General features: G+C 60.4%; 14 protein-coding genes. 4 read left to right on the top strand and 10 right to left on the bottom strand.

The features are described from left to right. The first annotated feature begins 185 nt into the window (after positions 1-185). Entirely contained in the window at positions 186-1,715 is a 1,530-nt protein-coding gene (locus MWU38_RS00820) for a Do family serine endopeptidase (protein WP_247269935.1), read from the top strand. Between the two features lie 112 nt (positions 1,716-1,827). Here the strand turns inward: MWU38_RS00820 and MWU38_RS00815 are convergent, their stop codons facing one another. The 4 genes from MWU38_RS00815 to MWU38_RS00800 form a co-directional block, all read right to left on the bottom strand. Then, a complete protein-coding gene (locus MWU38_RS00815; RefSeq protein WP_247270033.1) occupies positions 1,828-3,954 on the bottom strand; it encodes a PBP1A family penicillin-binding protein in 2,127 nt (708 codons plus the stop codon). A gap of 258 nt (positions 3,955-4,212) precedes the next feature. Then, entirely contained in the window at positions 4,213-4,620 is a 408-nt protein-coding gene (gene msrB, locus MWU38_RS00810; protein WP_247269934.1) for a peptide-methionine (R)-S-oxide reductase MsrB, read from the bottom strand. A gap of 60 nt (positions 4,621-4,680) precedes the next feature. Beyond that, the gene (locus MWU38_RS00805) at positions 4,681-5,352 is read right to left on the bottom strand and encodes a glutathione S-transferase family protein (protein WP_247269933.1); all 672 of its coding nucleotides are present in this window, start codon (positions 5,350-5,352) and stop codon (positions 4,681-4,683) included. 67 nt (positions 5,353-5,419) lie between these two features. Beyond that, complete coding sequence (locus MWU38_RS00800; protein WP_247269932.1) at positions 5,420-5,818, bottom strand: hypothetical protein; 399 nt, start codon at positions 5,816-5,818, stop codon at positions 5,420-5,422. A gap of 124 nt (positions 5,819-5,942) precedes the next feature. Between MWU38_RS00800 and MWU38_RS00795 the strand changes: the two genes are divergently transcribed. After that, entirely contained in the window at positions 5,943-6,335 is a 393-nt protein-coding gene (locus tag MWU38_RS00795) for a VOC family protein (protein ID WP_247269931.1), read from the top strand. 96 nt (positions 6,336-6,431) lie between these two features. Here the strand turns inward: MWU38_RS00795 and metW are convergent, their stop codons facing one another. Both metW and MWU38_RS00785 read right to left on the bottom strand, forming a co-directional pair. Continuing rightward, complete coding sequence (gene metW, locus MWU38_RS00790) at positions 6,432-7,067, bottom strand: methionine biosynthesis protein MetW (RefSeq protein WP_247269930.1); 636 nt, start codon at positions 7,065-7,067, stop codon at positions 6,432-6,434. Continuing rightward, a complete protein-coding gene (locus MWU38_RS00785; protein WP_247269929.1) occupies positions 7,064-8,170 on the bottom strand; it encodes a homoserine O-acetyltransferase in 1,107 nt (368 codons plus the stop codon). The genes metW and MWU38_RS00785 overlap by 4 nt, the downstream gene beginning before the upstream one ends. A 102-nt stretch (positions 8,171-8,272) precedes the next feature. On the opposite strand from MWU38_RS00785, the gene hisC reads away from it, so the two are divergent. Both hisC and MWU38_RS00775 read left to right on the top strand, forming a co-directional pair. Beyond that, positions 8,273-9,385 (top strand): histidinol-phosphate transaminase, encoded by a 1,113-nt coding sequence (gene hisC / locus MWU38_RS00780; protein ID WP_247269928.1) that lies wholly within the window; start codon positions 8,273-8,275, stop codon positions 9,383-9,385. Then, complete coding sequence (locus tag MWU38_RS00775) at positions 9,382-10,290, top strand: prephenate/arogenate dehydrogenase family protein (protein ID WP_247269927.1); 909 nt, start codon at positions 9,382-9,384, stop codon at positions 10,288-10,290. Before hisC ends, MWU38_RS00775 begins: the two co-directional genes overlap by 4 nt. On the opposite strand, the gene MWU38_RS00770 is transcribed toward MWU38_RS00775, so the two are convergent. The 4 genes from MWU38_RS00770 to ftsE are packed head-to-tail and all read right to left on the bottom strand — an operon-like array spanning position 10,287 to position 13,276. Beyond that, the gene (locus MWU38_RS00770) at positions 10,287-11,006 is read right to left on the bottom strand and encodes a lysophospholipid acyltransferase family protein (RefSeq protein WP_247269926.1); all 720 of its coding nucleotides are present in this window, start codon (positions 11,004-11,006) and stop codon (positions 10,287-10,289) included. The genes MWU38_RS00775 and MWU38_RS00770 overlap by 4 nt on opposite strands. An 8-nt stretch (positions 11,007-11,014) precedes the next feature. Further along, entirely contained in the window at positions 11,015-11,551 is a 537-nt protein-coding gene (locus MWU38_RS00765; protein WP_247269925.1) for a YdcF family protein, read from the bottom strand. 22 nt (positions 11,552-11,573) lie between these two features. Beyond that, on the bottom strand, positions 11,574-12,527 hold the full coding sequence (locus MWU38_RS00760; protein WP_247269924.1) for an FtsX-like permease family protein: 954 nt from the start codon (positions 12,525-12,527) through the stop codon (positions 11,574-11,576). Continuing rightward, on the bottom strand, positions 12,524-13,276 hold the full coding sequence (ftsE, locus tag MWU38_RS00755) for a cell division ATP-binding protein FtsE (protein WP_247269923.1): 753 nt from the start codon (positions 13,274-13,276) through the stop codon (positions 12,524-12,526). The genes MWU38_RS00760 and ftsE overlap by 4 nt, the downstream gene beginning before the upstream one ends. Positions 13,277-13,285 lie beyond the last annotated feature (9 nt).

Genomic DNA, 13,285 nt, shown 5'->3' with positions numbered 1-13,285 from the left:
TTCGGGACGGGGCATTTAGCGGGGGTGCGGGGCTGTGCTCCGACGAACCGCTGATGAGCGACTACGAATGTCTTATGCGTTCAATCGCCGTTAAGTGCCCCTCGGGCCTATTGGGATGCGTAGATTGGTAACTGTGTGATCGCGGCCTTTTGAAGGCCGGTCACCCGAGGAAGGATACAAAGGAAGTGAGCAACGTGCGGTATGTATATGGACTGACGAGCGCGCTTTTGGTGGGCGGTGCAGCCGTCTCGCTGATGACCGGCATTCCAGCCGGCGCGCAGGTCGCGCAAAACGACACAGACGTTATGGACCGGGTGGTGCCCCAGGCGGGTGCGCCTGCCAGCTTTGCCAACCTTACCCAGCAATTGCAGCCCGCCGTGGTGAACATCGCGACGCGCCAATCGGTTGAGGTCAATCGCAATCCGTTTGCAGGCACGCCTTTTGCCGAATTGTTCAACCGCCGGGGCGGTAATCAACCGCAACGCCGCGAAGCGCAATCGCTCGGTTCCGGCTTCATCATCAGCGCCGACGGCTTTGTCGTGACCAACAATCACGTGGTCGCCCCCGATAACCGTGCGCGTCTGGAAGAGATCACCGTCACTTTCCCCGACGGAACCGAATACGAAGCCGATCTGGTGGGCGCAGATGCTGCCTCTGACCTCGCGGTTCTCAAGATCAAATCGGACCGGACTTTCCCCTTCGTGACCTTTGGTAACAGCGCCGAAGCGCGTGTGGGCGAATGGGTGGTTGCGATCGGCAACCCGTTTGGCCTTGGTGGGACCGTTACCTCGGGCATTATTTCGGCCGTTTATCGTAACACCGGCCAAGGCGGCGCCTATGACCGCTTTATCCAGACCGATGCCTCGATCAACCGCGGCAATTCAGGCGGCCCGCTGTTCGACATGCGCGGTAATGTGATCGGCATCAACAATGCGATCTTCTCGCCCTCCGGCGGCAGCGTCGGCATCGGCTTTGCCATCCCCAGCGAGATTGCCGCCCCCATCGTCGAGCAGCTTAAAGCAGGGCAAGAGATCGAGCGGGGTTACCTTGGTGTCAATCTCCAGCCGATGAATGACGACCTCGCCGATTCTCTCGGCGTTGCACGCAATCGCGGTGAAATCGTCCAGATCGTGACCGACGACAGCCCCGCAGAGCGCGCTGGCATGGAGCCGGGTGACATCATCGTGGAAGTGGACGGGAATGAGGTTTCCTCTGACCAGACGGTTTCGTTCCTTGTCGCCAATATTGATCCGGGCGAGACAGTTCCGGTCACTGTGATCCGCGAAGGTCGCCGGGTGACGTTGAACACGACGCTTGCCCGCCGCCCGAGCGAGGACGAACTCGCTCAACAGGCGCAGACGTTCGACCCTGACTCGGACGAACCGATGGATCCGGACCAAACCGATGACACCATCGCCGAAAAGCTCGGTCTGCAAGTGCTTGAGATGACCCCGCGCATCGCGCGCAGCCTGGGCGTGCCAGAGGATACAAACGGCCTTGTGGTCGGTGCGGTTGATCCAAACTCGGATTCGGGTCGCAAGGGTCTTCGCCGCGGCGATGTGATCCTCTCGGCAAACTATCAATCGGTCACCACGGTTGATGCGCTGCGCGAACAAATTGCCACCGCTGAAGGCGAAGGGCGCGACGCTGTCCTCCTGCGTGTGCAACGTCGTGGTCAGCCCCCACGCTTCCTGCCGATCCGCCTGCGCAACTGATAACGCATAGCTGCTGATGCGCAGCTGATCACGGACGCAATCCGACAAAACAAAACCCCCGGCGGCCAATCGGCTACCGGGGGTTTTTCTTATGCAGCTGCGCTAAAGGTTTTCACCCATCCCCGAGGAAATTGGGATCACTCACCGATTGCGGTGGCGGGGAATTTGGGCGCCGAGGCGGCTCCTGACTTATAGACGGGTTCTGGCGCGGGCGCTGTCTTTCGGGGCCGTTTGGCCGACGGCCCAGCGCCTCGTCCAGGAAGTCATCGGTGACAGCGGGTGGCGGTTCCGCCACAGGGTCCAGACCCTGCTCGCCATCGATGTCAAACGCCGGACTTTCGGGATCGCGCCGGCCCGGCTCGATCAGATTGCCCTGCTCGTCGATGAAGTAATAATCATCCGGATCGCCGAACATCGCCTCCTCGTCAGGCTCGAGCGCCCATTCGGGAAGGTTCAGTTCGGTGTCGAATTGCTCTTCCGGACGATCCTTCACCGCGTACCGCATATAGGCGGCAAACGCGCGGGCTGGCGCTCTGCCCCCTTGGAGCCCCGCCACCCGTTTTGCATCATCGCGGCCCATCCAGACGCCGGTTGTTATGCCGCTCGAAAAGCCCACGAACCACCCGTCCTTGTTAGAGCTGGTGGTGCCTGTCTTACCTGCAACAGGGCGCCCGATCTGCGCTGCGCGGCCCGTGCCCGTTTGCACCGCAGCTTGCAGGAGATCGGTGATGCCGGCCGCGACATAATCGGGCACGACCTTGTTTTCGCGCGGTTGCTCGTGCTCGTAAATCGTCTCGCCATCGGCGGTCACGACCTTGGTAATGCCGTAAGGCATCACCTTCATGCCGCGCGCCGAAATTCCGGCAAAGGCCTGCGTCATTTCGATCAGGCGCACCTCGGATGAGCCAAGCACCATCGAAGGGAAGGTCGAGATAGGCGAGCTGATCCCAAAGCGCCGAGCCATCGAGGCGACCGTGCCAAAGCCCACTTCATTACCCAATTGCGCCGCCACCGTGTTGATCGAATAGGCAAAGGCGGTGCGCAGGTTCGTCTCGCCCACATTGCGGCCATTGGAATTGCGCGGGCTCCACCCGTCGATTGTCACCGGGGTATCGACCACGCGATCATCGGGGGTGTAGCCTTTCTCAAGCGCGGCGAGATAGACGAACAGCTTCCACGATGAGCCGGGCTGGCGCATGGCGTTGGTTGCGCGGTTGAAATTGCTTTCGACGTAATCGGTGCCGCCCACCAGCGCGAGGATCGCGCCATCGCGGTCAAGGCTCACCAAAGCGCCTTGCGCACCCTCTGGCGAATTCGCTGCTACCGCTGCGGTCGCGGCGCGCTGCATCCCCACATCAAGCGTGGTCCACACCTCCAACGGCGCGTTGGTTTCCGGCAGGATAAGGTCCAGTTGCGGCAGCACATAATCGGTGAAGTACCGCACCGAATTTTGCCCTGCCTGCTGTTTGAGTTCGACCGTATCGACATCGACCGAGGCCTGATCGGCGGTGATATAGCCTTGCTCGCGCATCAGGCGCAGCACGACGGCGGCGCGGTCAACGGCGGCTTGCACATCGGCGGTGGGGGAATAACGGCTTGGCGCTTTGACCAGGCCGGCGATGATCGAGGCTTCCGCGACGCTGAGTTCGCGGCCCGGGTGGCTGAAGAATTTGCGGCTTGCGCTGTCGATGCCGTAAGCGCCGCCGCCAAAATAAACCTTGTTCAGATAAAGCTCGAGGATTTGTTCCTTGGAAAAATTCCATTCGAGCGCCATCGCCAGCACCGCCTCGCGCGCTTTACGGTCAAAGGTGCGGTTGGAGGACAGGAAGAGGTTGCGCGCCAATTGCTGCGTAATGGTCGAGGTGCCCCCAAGGCGCGATCGTGCGCCAGTAACCCCTTCGACAATCGCGCCGGTCAGACGGATCGGATCCACGCCAAAGTGCGAGTGGAAGCGTTTGTCCTCCACCGCGATCATGGCGTTGCGCATGTTTTGCGGGATTTCCTCATGGCTGAGCCATTCGCCAAAGCTCGGGCCGATCTCGACGATCTCGCTGCCGTCGCGCGACAGCACGCGGATGGTCTGTCCGGTCTGGCTCGATTTCAACTGGTAAAAGCTGGGAAGAGAGCGCGCCGCAATCCCGACGGCAAAAGCAAGGAACACTGCGCCCAAAAGCGCCGCCAGTGCGCCAAAGCCGACCAACCTCTTGGTCCATTTCCAAACCGGTGATGGACCGTCCATAGGCTGTTTGGCCTTCTTTTTACTGGTGGTTTTCTTTGATGAGCCGGCGCGCTCGCTCGCCGCGCGGCGGGCCCCGCGCTTGTTCTTGTTCGAGAGGCCGTCACCCCGCTTTGACATTCAACTCGATCAAACCTTTTGCGCAAGGGCGTCCGCCCAATTTCCGACACAATATGTCAAGGCAAACTGTAACGGGGGGTGAACGCCAAGGACAGACTGAGCCATTCATTTGCGCCGGATTATGCGCCAATTTGTGCGCGCTCAGTCGTTTTCCGGCGCAAATTCGAGCGCGGCCGAATTGATACAGTAGCGAAGCCCACCTTCTTCGGGCGGTCCGTCGGGGAAGACATGGCCCAAATGGCTGTTGCAATTGCCGCAGCGCACTTCGGTGCGGATCATGCCAAATGAGACATCGCGGTGTTCGTCGATCACCTCTTCGTCGGCAGGCTTGGTAAAGGCGGGCCAGCCGCAGCCGGAATTGTATTTGGCCGCCGAGATAAACAGCCGCGTGCCGCACGCAGCGCACATATATTCGCCGTTCTCGTAGAACTTGTCATATTTGCCGGTGAAAGCGCGCTCGGTTCCCGCTTCGCGCAGGATATGGAATTGCTCTGCATTCAGGCGCTCGCGCCATTCGTCTTCGGTGATGGTCTTTGGATCGTCGGTCATGGGGGCCTCTTGTCTGGTGAGGATCATATCGGGACGAGATGCCCAGGGTGCAAGGGACCTTTACCCATCCACCAACGCATAGTGGGCAGGCGGCTTTATCACATCCATGCGTTCGGAAAGCAGCGGGCGGAAGCTGGGGCGGCTTTTAAACACCGAATACCAGCCGCGCGTCTGCTCATGCCCTTTCCAGTCGATCCCGCCCAGATAATCGGCAACGCTGATCTGCGCTGCGGCTGCGAGGTCGGCAAGGCTCATGGTGGACCCTGCCAGCCACGGGCGATTGTCGATCAGCCAGTCCATATAGTCGAGGTGGCCGTGCGCGTTCTTCATCGCCTCGCGCAGGGCGCGGCTGTCGGGGGGCTGTTTGTAGATGAGGCGCTTTTTCATCCGTTCCAGCAGCAAGGGCGCGGTGACATCATTGTAAAAATTCTCATCGAACAAAGCGACAAGCCGCCGTATCTCCGCGCGGTTTGCCGCCGTCCCGTTGATCATGGGCGAGGCATCAACCGTCTCTTCAAAATATTCGGCGATGGCGCGGCTATCGGCAAGGGTGATGCCTTTTTCCTCATCAACCACAACCGGGGTCGCGCCCGCCGCATTCAAATTGTGGAACATATCGGACGGAGCCCAAGGATCCTCGCGCACAAGATCATAGCCAACGCCCTTCTCCGCCATAAGCAGACGGATCTTGCGCGAAAACGGACACAGCGGAAATTGATAGAGTTGCCACATTGCGAGAAGCGTTATGCCGCAAGTTCGCAAGCGAATCCACTAGGGCGCATGCGCATTCGCCCCGCTATCACCCGCCCTGCGATGCGGCGTCTGGTTTGAAGGCGTCAAGCAACACCAGGCAGGCGGGCATCATTGCGCCCACATCGGCATAATCATTGGCCCTGTGGCGCGCGGTTTCAGATTGGACAAGGGCCACCACATCGCCGCGTTCGAGGCTGTATCGGTCGATCAGGCGCACCATGGCAGTCAGGAAAAACTCGCGTGCATCGGTGCTTTTGAGCTCAGGGAGGGTTTGCCCGCGCGCATCGCCCGCTTCCTGCCAGCCTTGCGCAATCGCAAAGGCGACACCACAGCGCGGGGCCGTGGCTTCTTCGATAGCGAGATCGTCGAAAGTGGCAGGCTTTTCCGGCGCAGCAGCCTGAAGTGCGAGGGGCAGCGCGAGCGATGAAAGGAGGGTGATGTTCATGGACAAACGCCATAGCGACCCGTGCGTGAACCTGCGACGACAATGTGCAGGAATTTCGCCTTGCCCCATTGCCTCCCCCGCCTTACGCCAAGCCCGGTCAAACCCTTCAAGAGGAGAGAATGGAATGCTCAATCACGTGATGATCGGGTCTAACGACATCGAGAAATCGAAGAAATTCTACAGTGCAACGCTTGGCGTGCTGGGTGCAGGCGAGCCGATGGAGCACGTCAATGACACCGGCCAAACGCGCCTGTTCTATATGCACAATGGATCGACCTTCTCGGTTTCGGAGCCGATCAACGGAAAGCCGGCTGAACCGTCCAATGGTTTTACCCTCGGCTTCGTGTGCGATTCACCGGAGCAAATTCAGGCTTTCCACGATGCGGGCGTGGCCAATGGCGGCACAACTTGCGAAGACCCTCCCGGTCTTCGCGAAGGCAGCATGGGCCCGATGTATCTGTGCTATTTCCTTGATCCCGACGGCCACAAAATCTGCGGCATCCACCGGCCTTCTTGATTGAGGGCAGTCGCCGCCCGCCTCCCCGCCCGGCCACCATATCCTGATGATATTATTGGTGGGTGGCGGAGAGGTGGTTGGCGGCTGCGTCTCGCGCTAGCGGGACTGCGACAAACGAAGCTCAAACAAGGCAAATTCGGCGCGCCAGTTGGCTCCTAGCGGGCTAATGGCGCGCTCATTTGCGAAATTCCATTCCCGCGTGATCTTTGCGCCCTTGGCAGCAGCAAGCGTGCGGAAATCTTCCACCGTTACGTGGTGGATATTCTCGGTTTCATACCAGCTTATAGGGATAGCATTGGTAACCGGCATCCGCCCGCCAAACATAAGTGCGGCGCGCGTGCGCCAGTGGGCGAAATTGGGGAAGCTGACAAAGGCCACATCGGCCACCCGCAAAAGCTCTTCGAGCACCTGGTCGGGCCGGTTGGTGGTTTGAAGCGTGCGGGCAAGAACCGCGAAATTGAAACTGCGATCGGGATAGTTGGCAAGGTCGGTGTTGGCATCGCCCTGGATCACCGAAAGCCCTTTTGAAACCGCCCGTTCGACCTTCGCCGGATCAAGCTCGACCCCGCGCACATCTGCGCCATAATCGCTCGCCAAAGCCGCCATCAGCGCGCCGTCGCCGCACCCTATGTCGAGCACGCGCGATGGTCCGTTTGCCTTGTCGATCTGCCCCCCGATTCTTCGGGCAATCGCATCAAGGTCAAAGCGCAAGGTGGATTGCGGCGCGCTCATTCGACAAACCCCCGCACCACGCGGTCCAACTGGTCGTGGGGCAACAGGAAACTGTCATGCCCGGCGTTTGCGGAAAGTTCGACGAAGCTCACCTTGGCGCTCGTCGCATTGAGTGCGTGCACCACATGGCGGCTTTCGGAAGTGGGGTAGAGCCAGTCGCTGTCAAAGCTCACGAGGCAAAAACGCGCGGTCGAACGTGCAAAGGCATTGGCGAGTTTCCCGCCGTGTTCTTCGGCGAGATCGAAATAGTCCATCGCCCGCGTGATATAGAGATAGGAATTGGCATCAAAGCGCTGCGTAAAGCCGCTGCCCTGATAGCGAAGGTAGCTTTCGATCTGGAAATCGGCCTCGAAACCAAAGCTCTTGGCCCCCTTCGTTCCGTCTGGGCGATCCTGCAAGCGTCGCCCGAACTTCTCGGTCAACCCTTCTTCGGAAAGATAGGTAATATGCGCCGCCATTCGCGCCACGGCGAGGCCGTTGTCAGGCTTTGCATCTCCACCGTAATAATCGCCATCGCACCAATTGGGATCGGCCATGATCGCCTGGCGGCCAAGTTCGTGAAAGGCGATGTTCTGCGCGGAATGTCTCGCGGTGGAGGCGAGCACCAACACGCGGCTTGCCCGCTCGGGCCAATTGGCGGCAAGGCTCAAGGTCTGCATCCCGCCCATCGAACCGCCGACGACCGCGTGAAGCGTCTCGATCTCCAGCCCGTCAAGCAGCGCCACGAGCCCCCTCACCATGTCGCGAATGGTGATGACGGGGAAACGCATGGCATAAGGTTTGCCATCGGGCGCAATCGATGCCGGGCCGGTCGAGCCAAGGCATGACCCGATGACATTGGCGCAAATCACGTGAAACCGGTCAGTGTCGATGGGTTTGCCCGGCCCCACCATGCGCTCCCACCAGCCGGGTTTGCCCGTGATGGGGTGCGTGCTTGCGACATATTGATCGCCGGTCAGCGCATGACAGATCAGAATCGCATTGGACCTGTCTTCATTGAGCTCGCCATAGGTCTCATAAGCGATCCGGGCGCCATCGAGCACCTGCCCGCTATCAAGCGGCAAACTTTGCGAAATCGCATAGGTTTTTGAGGCGGATATCATGCTCGTCGGACCTGGTTGCTGGAGGAGTGACTTGGGGAAGCGGCTCTTACATGTCAATTGGGGTGTTATTCATCGCGCCAAGCGTTTATCGCCCGCAGCGCTATGAATTCGCGCCCTTCTCCAAAACCCTATATCATGGGCATCCACGCCTATGTGCCGGGCAAGTCCAGCGGCTCTGATGGCCGCCCGCTGACCAAGCTGTCGGCAAATGAGAACCCGCTCGGTTCCTCTCTTGCTGCGCTTGAACAGCTTGAGGCCCCGCGCGGCTTTGCCAGCGGTGCTGCGCCCTATCCTGATCCCGATTCCAAAGATTTGCGAGATGCGCTTGGCGCGCTGCACGGGCTGGATCCTGCGCGCATCGTGTGCGGGACAGGGTCAGACGAGCTTCTCAATCTCGCGGTTCAGGCTTTCGCAGGCGCAGGCGATGAGGTGCTGTTCTCATGCCATTCCTTCGCGGTTTACGATATTGCAGCAAGGCGTTGCGGCGCCGAGCCGGTCGAGGTCGATTCCAGAAATCTGGCCGCCGATGTCGACGCGATGCTTGCCGCCGTCACCAACGCCACACGGGTCGTCTTTCTTGCCAACCCCAATAATCCGACCGGCACATGGCTTTCGCCGCAAGAGGTTCGCCGGTTGCACGCTGGCCTGCCGGATGACGTGCTGTTCGTTCTCGATGAAGCATATGGCGAATATCTCGCGCCCGAATACCAAAGGGTCGGCTTTGAGCTTGCAGCCGCTCATGAAAATGTGCTCGTCACGCGCACCTTTTCCAAAATTTATGGCCTTGCCGCCGAGCGTATCGGATGGGCCACCGGCGCACCGCATCTGATTGATGCGCTGAACCGCATTCGCGGACCCTTCAACGTGACCACCAGCGGTCAGAGGGCTGCGCTCGCAGCGGTGGGCGATCAGGATTTCGTGACTTCCAGCCGGGAGCACAACACCGCCGAGCGCGGAAAATTCGTCGAGGTGATCGAGAGCCTTGGCAATCATGGCCTTCGGGCAACGCCGAGCGAGGCAAACTTCGTCCTCGTGCATTTTGACGGTGATGTGAGTGCGAAAGCGGCGCTCGATGCTCTTGCCCGGGCTGGCTTTGCGGTGCGGCATTTGCCCTCGCAGGGGCTACCCGATGCGCTGCGCATCACTATCGGTAAATCAGAAGATATGGAGCGCGTTGCCGCCTGCCTTCGCACACTCTGCGGGGAAGCGTCGTGACGATTGAAACTGTCGCCATCATCGGGCTTGGCCTTCTTGGCGGTTCGGTCGGGCTTGCCACGATGGAGCATGCCCCCGGTATCGCTACAAGGGGTTATGACCGCGATCCGCAGGTGCGCGAAAAAGCCGCAGCTCGCGGGATCGTTGGCGAGGTGTGCGACACCATTGATGCCGCGGTGAACGATGCCGATCTGGTGATCCTGTGCGTGCCCGTGGGCGCGATGGAAGCCGCCGCGAGCGAGCTTGCACCGCACCTTAAACAAGGCGCAATCGTCTCTGACGTTGGTTCATCCAAGGAAAGCGTCGGCAAGGCCCTTTCGCGCACGCTTCCCGGACACACGGTGATCCCCGCGCACCCTGTTGCAGGGACGGAGCAGAGCGGACCGGAGGCAGGGTTCGCTTCGCTTTTCACCAATCGCTGGTGCATCCTCACCCCGCCAGAAGACGCGGATGAGGAGGCGGTCAAAACCTTGTCCGAATACTGGACGAAGCTAGGTGCGAAGATCGAGATCATGGATGCAAAGCACCACGATGTCGTGCTCGCCGTGACCAGCCACATCCCGCACCTTATCGCCTATACGATTGTCGGCACGGCGAGCGATCTGGAAGAGGTCACCCGCTCGGAAGTCATCAAATACTCTGCCGGTGGCTTTCGCGATTTCACCCGCATTGCCGCATCCGATCCGGTCATGTGGCGCGATGTGTTCCTGAATAACAAGGAAGCCGTCCTCGAAGTGCTGGGCCGCTTCAGCGAGGACCTGTCATCTCTCCAACGCGCGATCCGTTCGGGCGATGGCGACAAATTGCACGACCTGTTCAGCCGCACCCGCAGAATCCGGCGCGAGGTGATTGAGCAAGGTCAGGATGATGAACGCCCCGACTTCGGGCGAAAGGACCATAACTAGGCTCTTGCTGGCGTCCCGTTGGTTGCAACGTCCTCGCCGGTGTTCAGCGCATTGATCGACCGGTGCACGCGGGCCTCGACCTCTTGGCGCGAAAGCCCTGTGGGGATTGTCTCGCCAACACGGTAAGTGATCGTGCCCGGCTGTTTGATGATGCGGTGATAATACGGTCCGCTGTTCACCGCGACCGGGACCACAGGCAGGCCGAGCAGCTTGTAAATGCCCGCAAAGCCCGATTGCAGCGGTGGTTCCTTGCCGTGGGGTACGCGCGTCCCTTCGGGGAAGATGACCAGCGGGCGCCCTTCTTTGATGCGCAATTTGGCGGTTGCGATCATCTGCCTGAGCGACTTTGCCCCGCCCTCGCGCGCAACCGGCACAAGGCCATACACCCTGGCCGAAAACCCCCATCCGGGGATCCAGAAAAGTTCGCGCTTGGCAAAAACGGTCGGAAAACTGAAAAGGCGCGGCATATCAATCGCTTCGAAGAAGCTCTCGTGCTTCACCGCAATCAACACCGGTTCGTCCGGAATTTCGCCCTCTTGAGCGATTTTGATACCGAGCAGGTTCTGAACGCACCAGTGATGCCAGTCCCCCCAGCGCGCAACGACCCTGACCAAAGCCGCGCGCCCGATTGGCACAGCCAGCACCGATGCGATCACCAAAAGCGCGCTAACCCCGTAAAAGATCGGGTAAAACAAAAGGTTGCGAAGTAGAGCCAAGAGGGGCCTTAATAACCGAATACACCTGCAAAATCGCTGGCAATAAGCTTATGGTATTCAAGAAAGAGACTTGCAAGGTCGGGGGTTGAGGGCACGGCATCGCGCACGATGCGCACATCGTCCGGCAATTGCCGCGCAAGCTCGCGACCGGCGCGGCGCATATGCCAATCGGTGGTGACCAGCCGAACCGAACCAATGTCGTTTGCCATCACCCAGTCGGCAGCTTCCGCCGCATTGCCGCGGGTATCGACCGCCTGAAAGCCCAGCGATACGCAGCACGCCATGCGCTCCTCGCTCACCCCGAATTCGGCGGCAAATTCGCCCGGCCTGACTTCGCGATCGACCCCTGTGACCAGCATTTGCCGGGCCAGCCCCGCGTCAAGCACGCTGAGCCCCTGCGCAATGCGCCCCGGCCCTCCGGTGGCCACAACCACCGCGTCGGTCTTCTCACCGCCCGCAGGCTGGGGCAGCGCGGCGGCAAACCACAAAAAGCCCAACGCCCAGACGAGCAAGATGGTGGCAACAAGGTAGCGAAAGGTTTTCATACAATCAGTTTCGAGGCTCAGCCTAAAGCATAGACTTTAGTGCATGACCAATCGTTATACGCCCGGTGATGACTGCGAGCAGAACGCCTGCGACGGGAATCGCTGCGATAATAAGCCAGTCGCTCAGGTCAAGCCCGCCGCCGCCGACCATGCCGCTGTCGAGCGAGGCGAATTGCCGGCCCAAAAGCCACACAGCAGCAAGCCCGATAACCAGCCCGATGAACGCACCAAAGGCAGCCTCGCGGATAACCGGACGTTCAAACACGCGGGTGACCTGCGCGTCTGTGCCGCCAAGAAGGTGAATGATCTCGACCGTCTCGCGGTGATTGGCAAAGGCGCTGCGCGAGGCGAGCCAGACGGCAGCAGCCGTGGCCATGGAAACAAGGATGATGAGGGCAAGCGCCAGATATTGCAGCGCCGAGAGCGCATCGTAAACAGGGCGCAGCCATTGCGATTGCGCATCAACCCGCGCGCCACCGCCCAGCGGTTCCAACGCGCCATCCAGCACCGATTGCAGCGCGGCCAGCTCCTCAGCCGAGGCGCGGCGTGACAACTCGACATCGATCAATGCCGGGATCGGCACATTGTCCGAAGCCGCCCCCTCGCCAAGCCAGGGTTTGAGCAACTCCTCAAGCTCGTCTTGCGGCACCTGGCGCACCGATGTGACGAGCGGGTGCGCGCTGAGAGCGGACGAAGCAGCCTCGGCTTGAATATCGCGCTCGTTCGGGTCGGCCTCGATAATCTGCACCGTCACCGCATCGGCAAGGTCTGCTCGCGCATTTTCAGCCAGATTGCGCAGCGAAAGCCCGCCGGCTGCCGCGATCACGACCAGCGCGATGAGAATAGCGATTACCCAAGGGATAGGCCCCGAAAGCTTGGTCGGCGGCGACAAATTCGCCTCCGCGCTGCGCGTCGGTTCCGATCCGGCAGCAGGGGTGCCGGCGCCTTCTTCTTCAAGAAGCGGATGCGTGCTCACTTGGACGCTCCCGCTTTTTGCGTTTTGGGCTTTGGCTTGGGCGCGGGCGGATATCGCAGCGCGCCCGTGGGATCGGACAAGCGCCCCTTGTTAAGGCGCATAATGAGGGATTCGGGCACTTTCTTGAGCAAATGCACATCGTGGGTCGCCACAATCACGGTGGTGCCCACCCGGTTATTGAGCGCCTCGAACAAACGCAGCAGTTTAAGCGCCATCTCAGGGTCAACGTTGCCGGTCGGCTCATCAGCGATCAGAACCTGTGGCCGCGCGATCACCGCGCGCGCAATCGCCACGCGCTGTTGCTCGCCGCCCGACATGGTCTGCGGCAAGGCCTGCATCCGGTGCGAAAGCCCCACCCATTCCATCATGTCGGTGACCGAACGCTGAACCTTGGTCTCGTCCGTTCCCGCCAATCGCAAAGGCAGGGCCACATTGTCGAAAGCGGACAAATGCTGGACCAGGCGGAAGTTCTGGAACACCACGCCCAGTCGCCTGCGAAAATCGGGCAGGCTCGATCGCGGGCTTGTAATCACGTCCTTGCCGAACATGCGAATACTGCCGCGCGATGGGCGCTGCGCAAGGTAAAGCAGTTTCAAAAGGCTGGTCTTGCCTGCACCGCTTGCGCCTGTGAGGAAGTAGAAGCTGCCCGGAAACAGGGTGAAAGAGACATCGGACAACACCTCTGGATCGGTGCCATAGCGAAGCCCTACGTTGTCGAATTTCACGATCTCGGCGGGCCTTGCGTCCATGACTGGCGA

The organism is Qipengyuania sp. S6317L1, assembly GCF_023015615.1.
In the GTDB taxonomy this organism is placed as follows: Bacteria; Pseudomonadota; Alphaproteobacteria; order Sphingomonadales; family Sphingomonadaceae; genus Erythrobacter.
This window is presented reverse-complemented; position numbering and strand designations above follow the sequence as displayed.

Coding starts and splice junctions, on each gene's coding strand:
- MWU38_RS00815 (WP_247270033.1), bottom strand. CDS start 3,954: ATGGACGGTCCATCACCGGTTTGGAAATGGACCAAGAGGTTGGTCGGC.
- msrB (WP_247269934.1), bottom strand. CDS start 4,620: ATGACCGACGATCCAAAGACCATCACCGAAGACGAATGGCGCGAGCGC.
- MWU38_RS00805 (WP_247269933.1), bottom strand. CDS start 5,352: ATGTGGCAACTCTATCAATTTCCGCTGTGTCCGTTTTCGCGCAAGATC.
- MWU38_RS00800 (WP_247269932.1), bottom strand. CDS start 5,818: ATGAACATCACCCTCCTTTCATCGCTCGCGCTGCCCCTCGCACTTCAG.
- MWU38_RS00795 (WP_247269931.1), top strand. CDS start 5,943: ATGCTCAATCACGTGATGATCGGGTCTAACGACATCGAGAAATCGAAG.
- metW (WP_247269930.1), bottom strand. CDS start 7,067: ATGAGCGCGCCGCAATCCACCTTGCGCTTTGACCTTGATGCGATTGCC.
- MWU38_RS00785 (WP_247269929.1), bottom strand. CDS start 8,170: ATGATATCCGCCTCAAAAACCTATGCGATTTCGCAAAGTTTGCCGCTT.
- hisC (WP_247269928.1), top strand. CDS start 8,273: ATGAATTCGCGCCCTTCTCCAAAACCCTATATCATGGGCATCCACGCC.
- MWU38_RS00765 (WP_247269925.1), bottom strand. CDS start 11,551: ATGAAAACCTTTCGCTACCTTGTTGCCACCATCTTGCTCGTCTGGGCG.
- ftsE (WP_247269923.1), bottom strand. CDS start 13,276: ATGGACGCAAGGCCCGCCGAGATCGTGAAATTCGACAACGTAGGGCTT.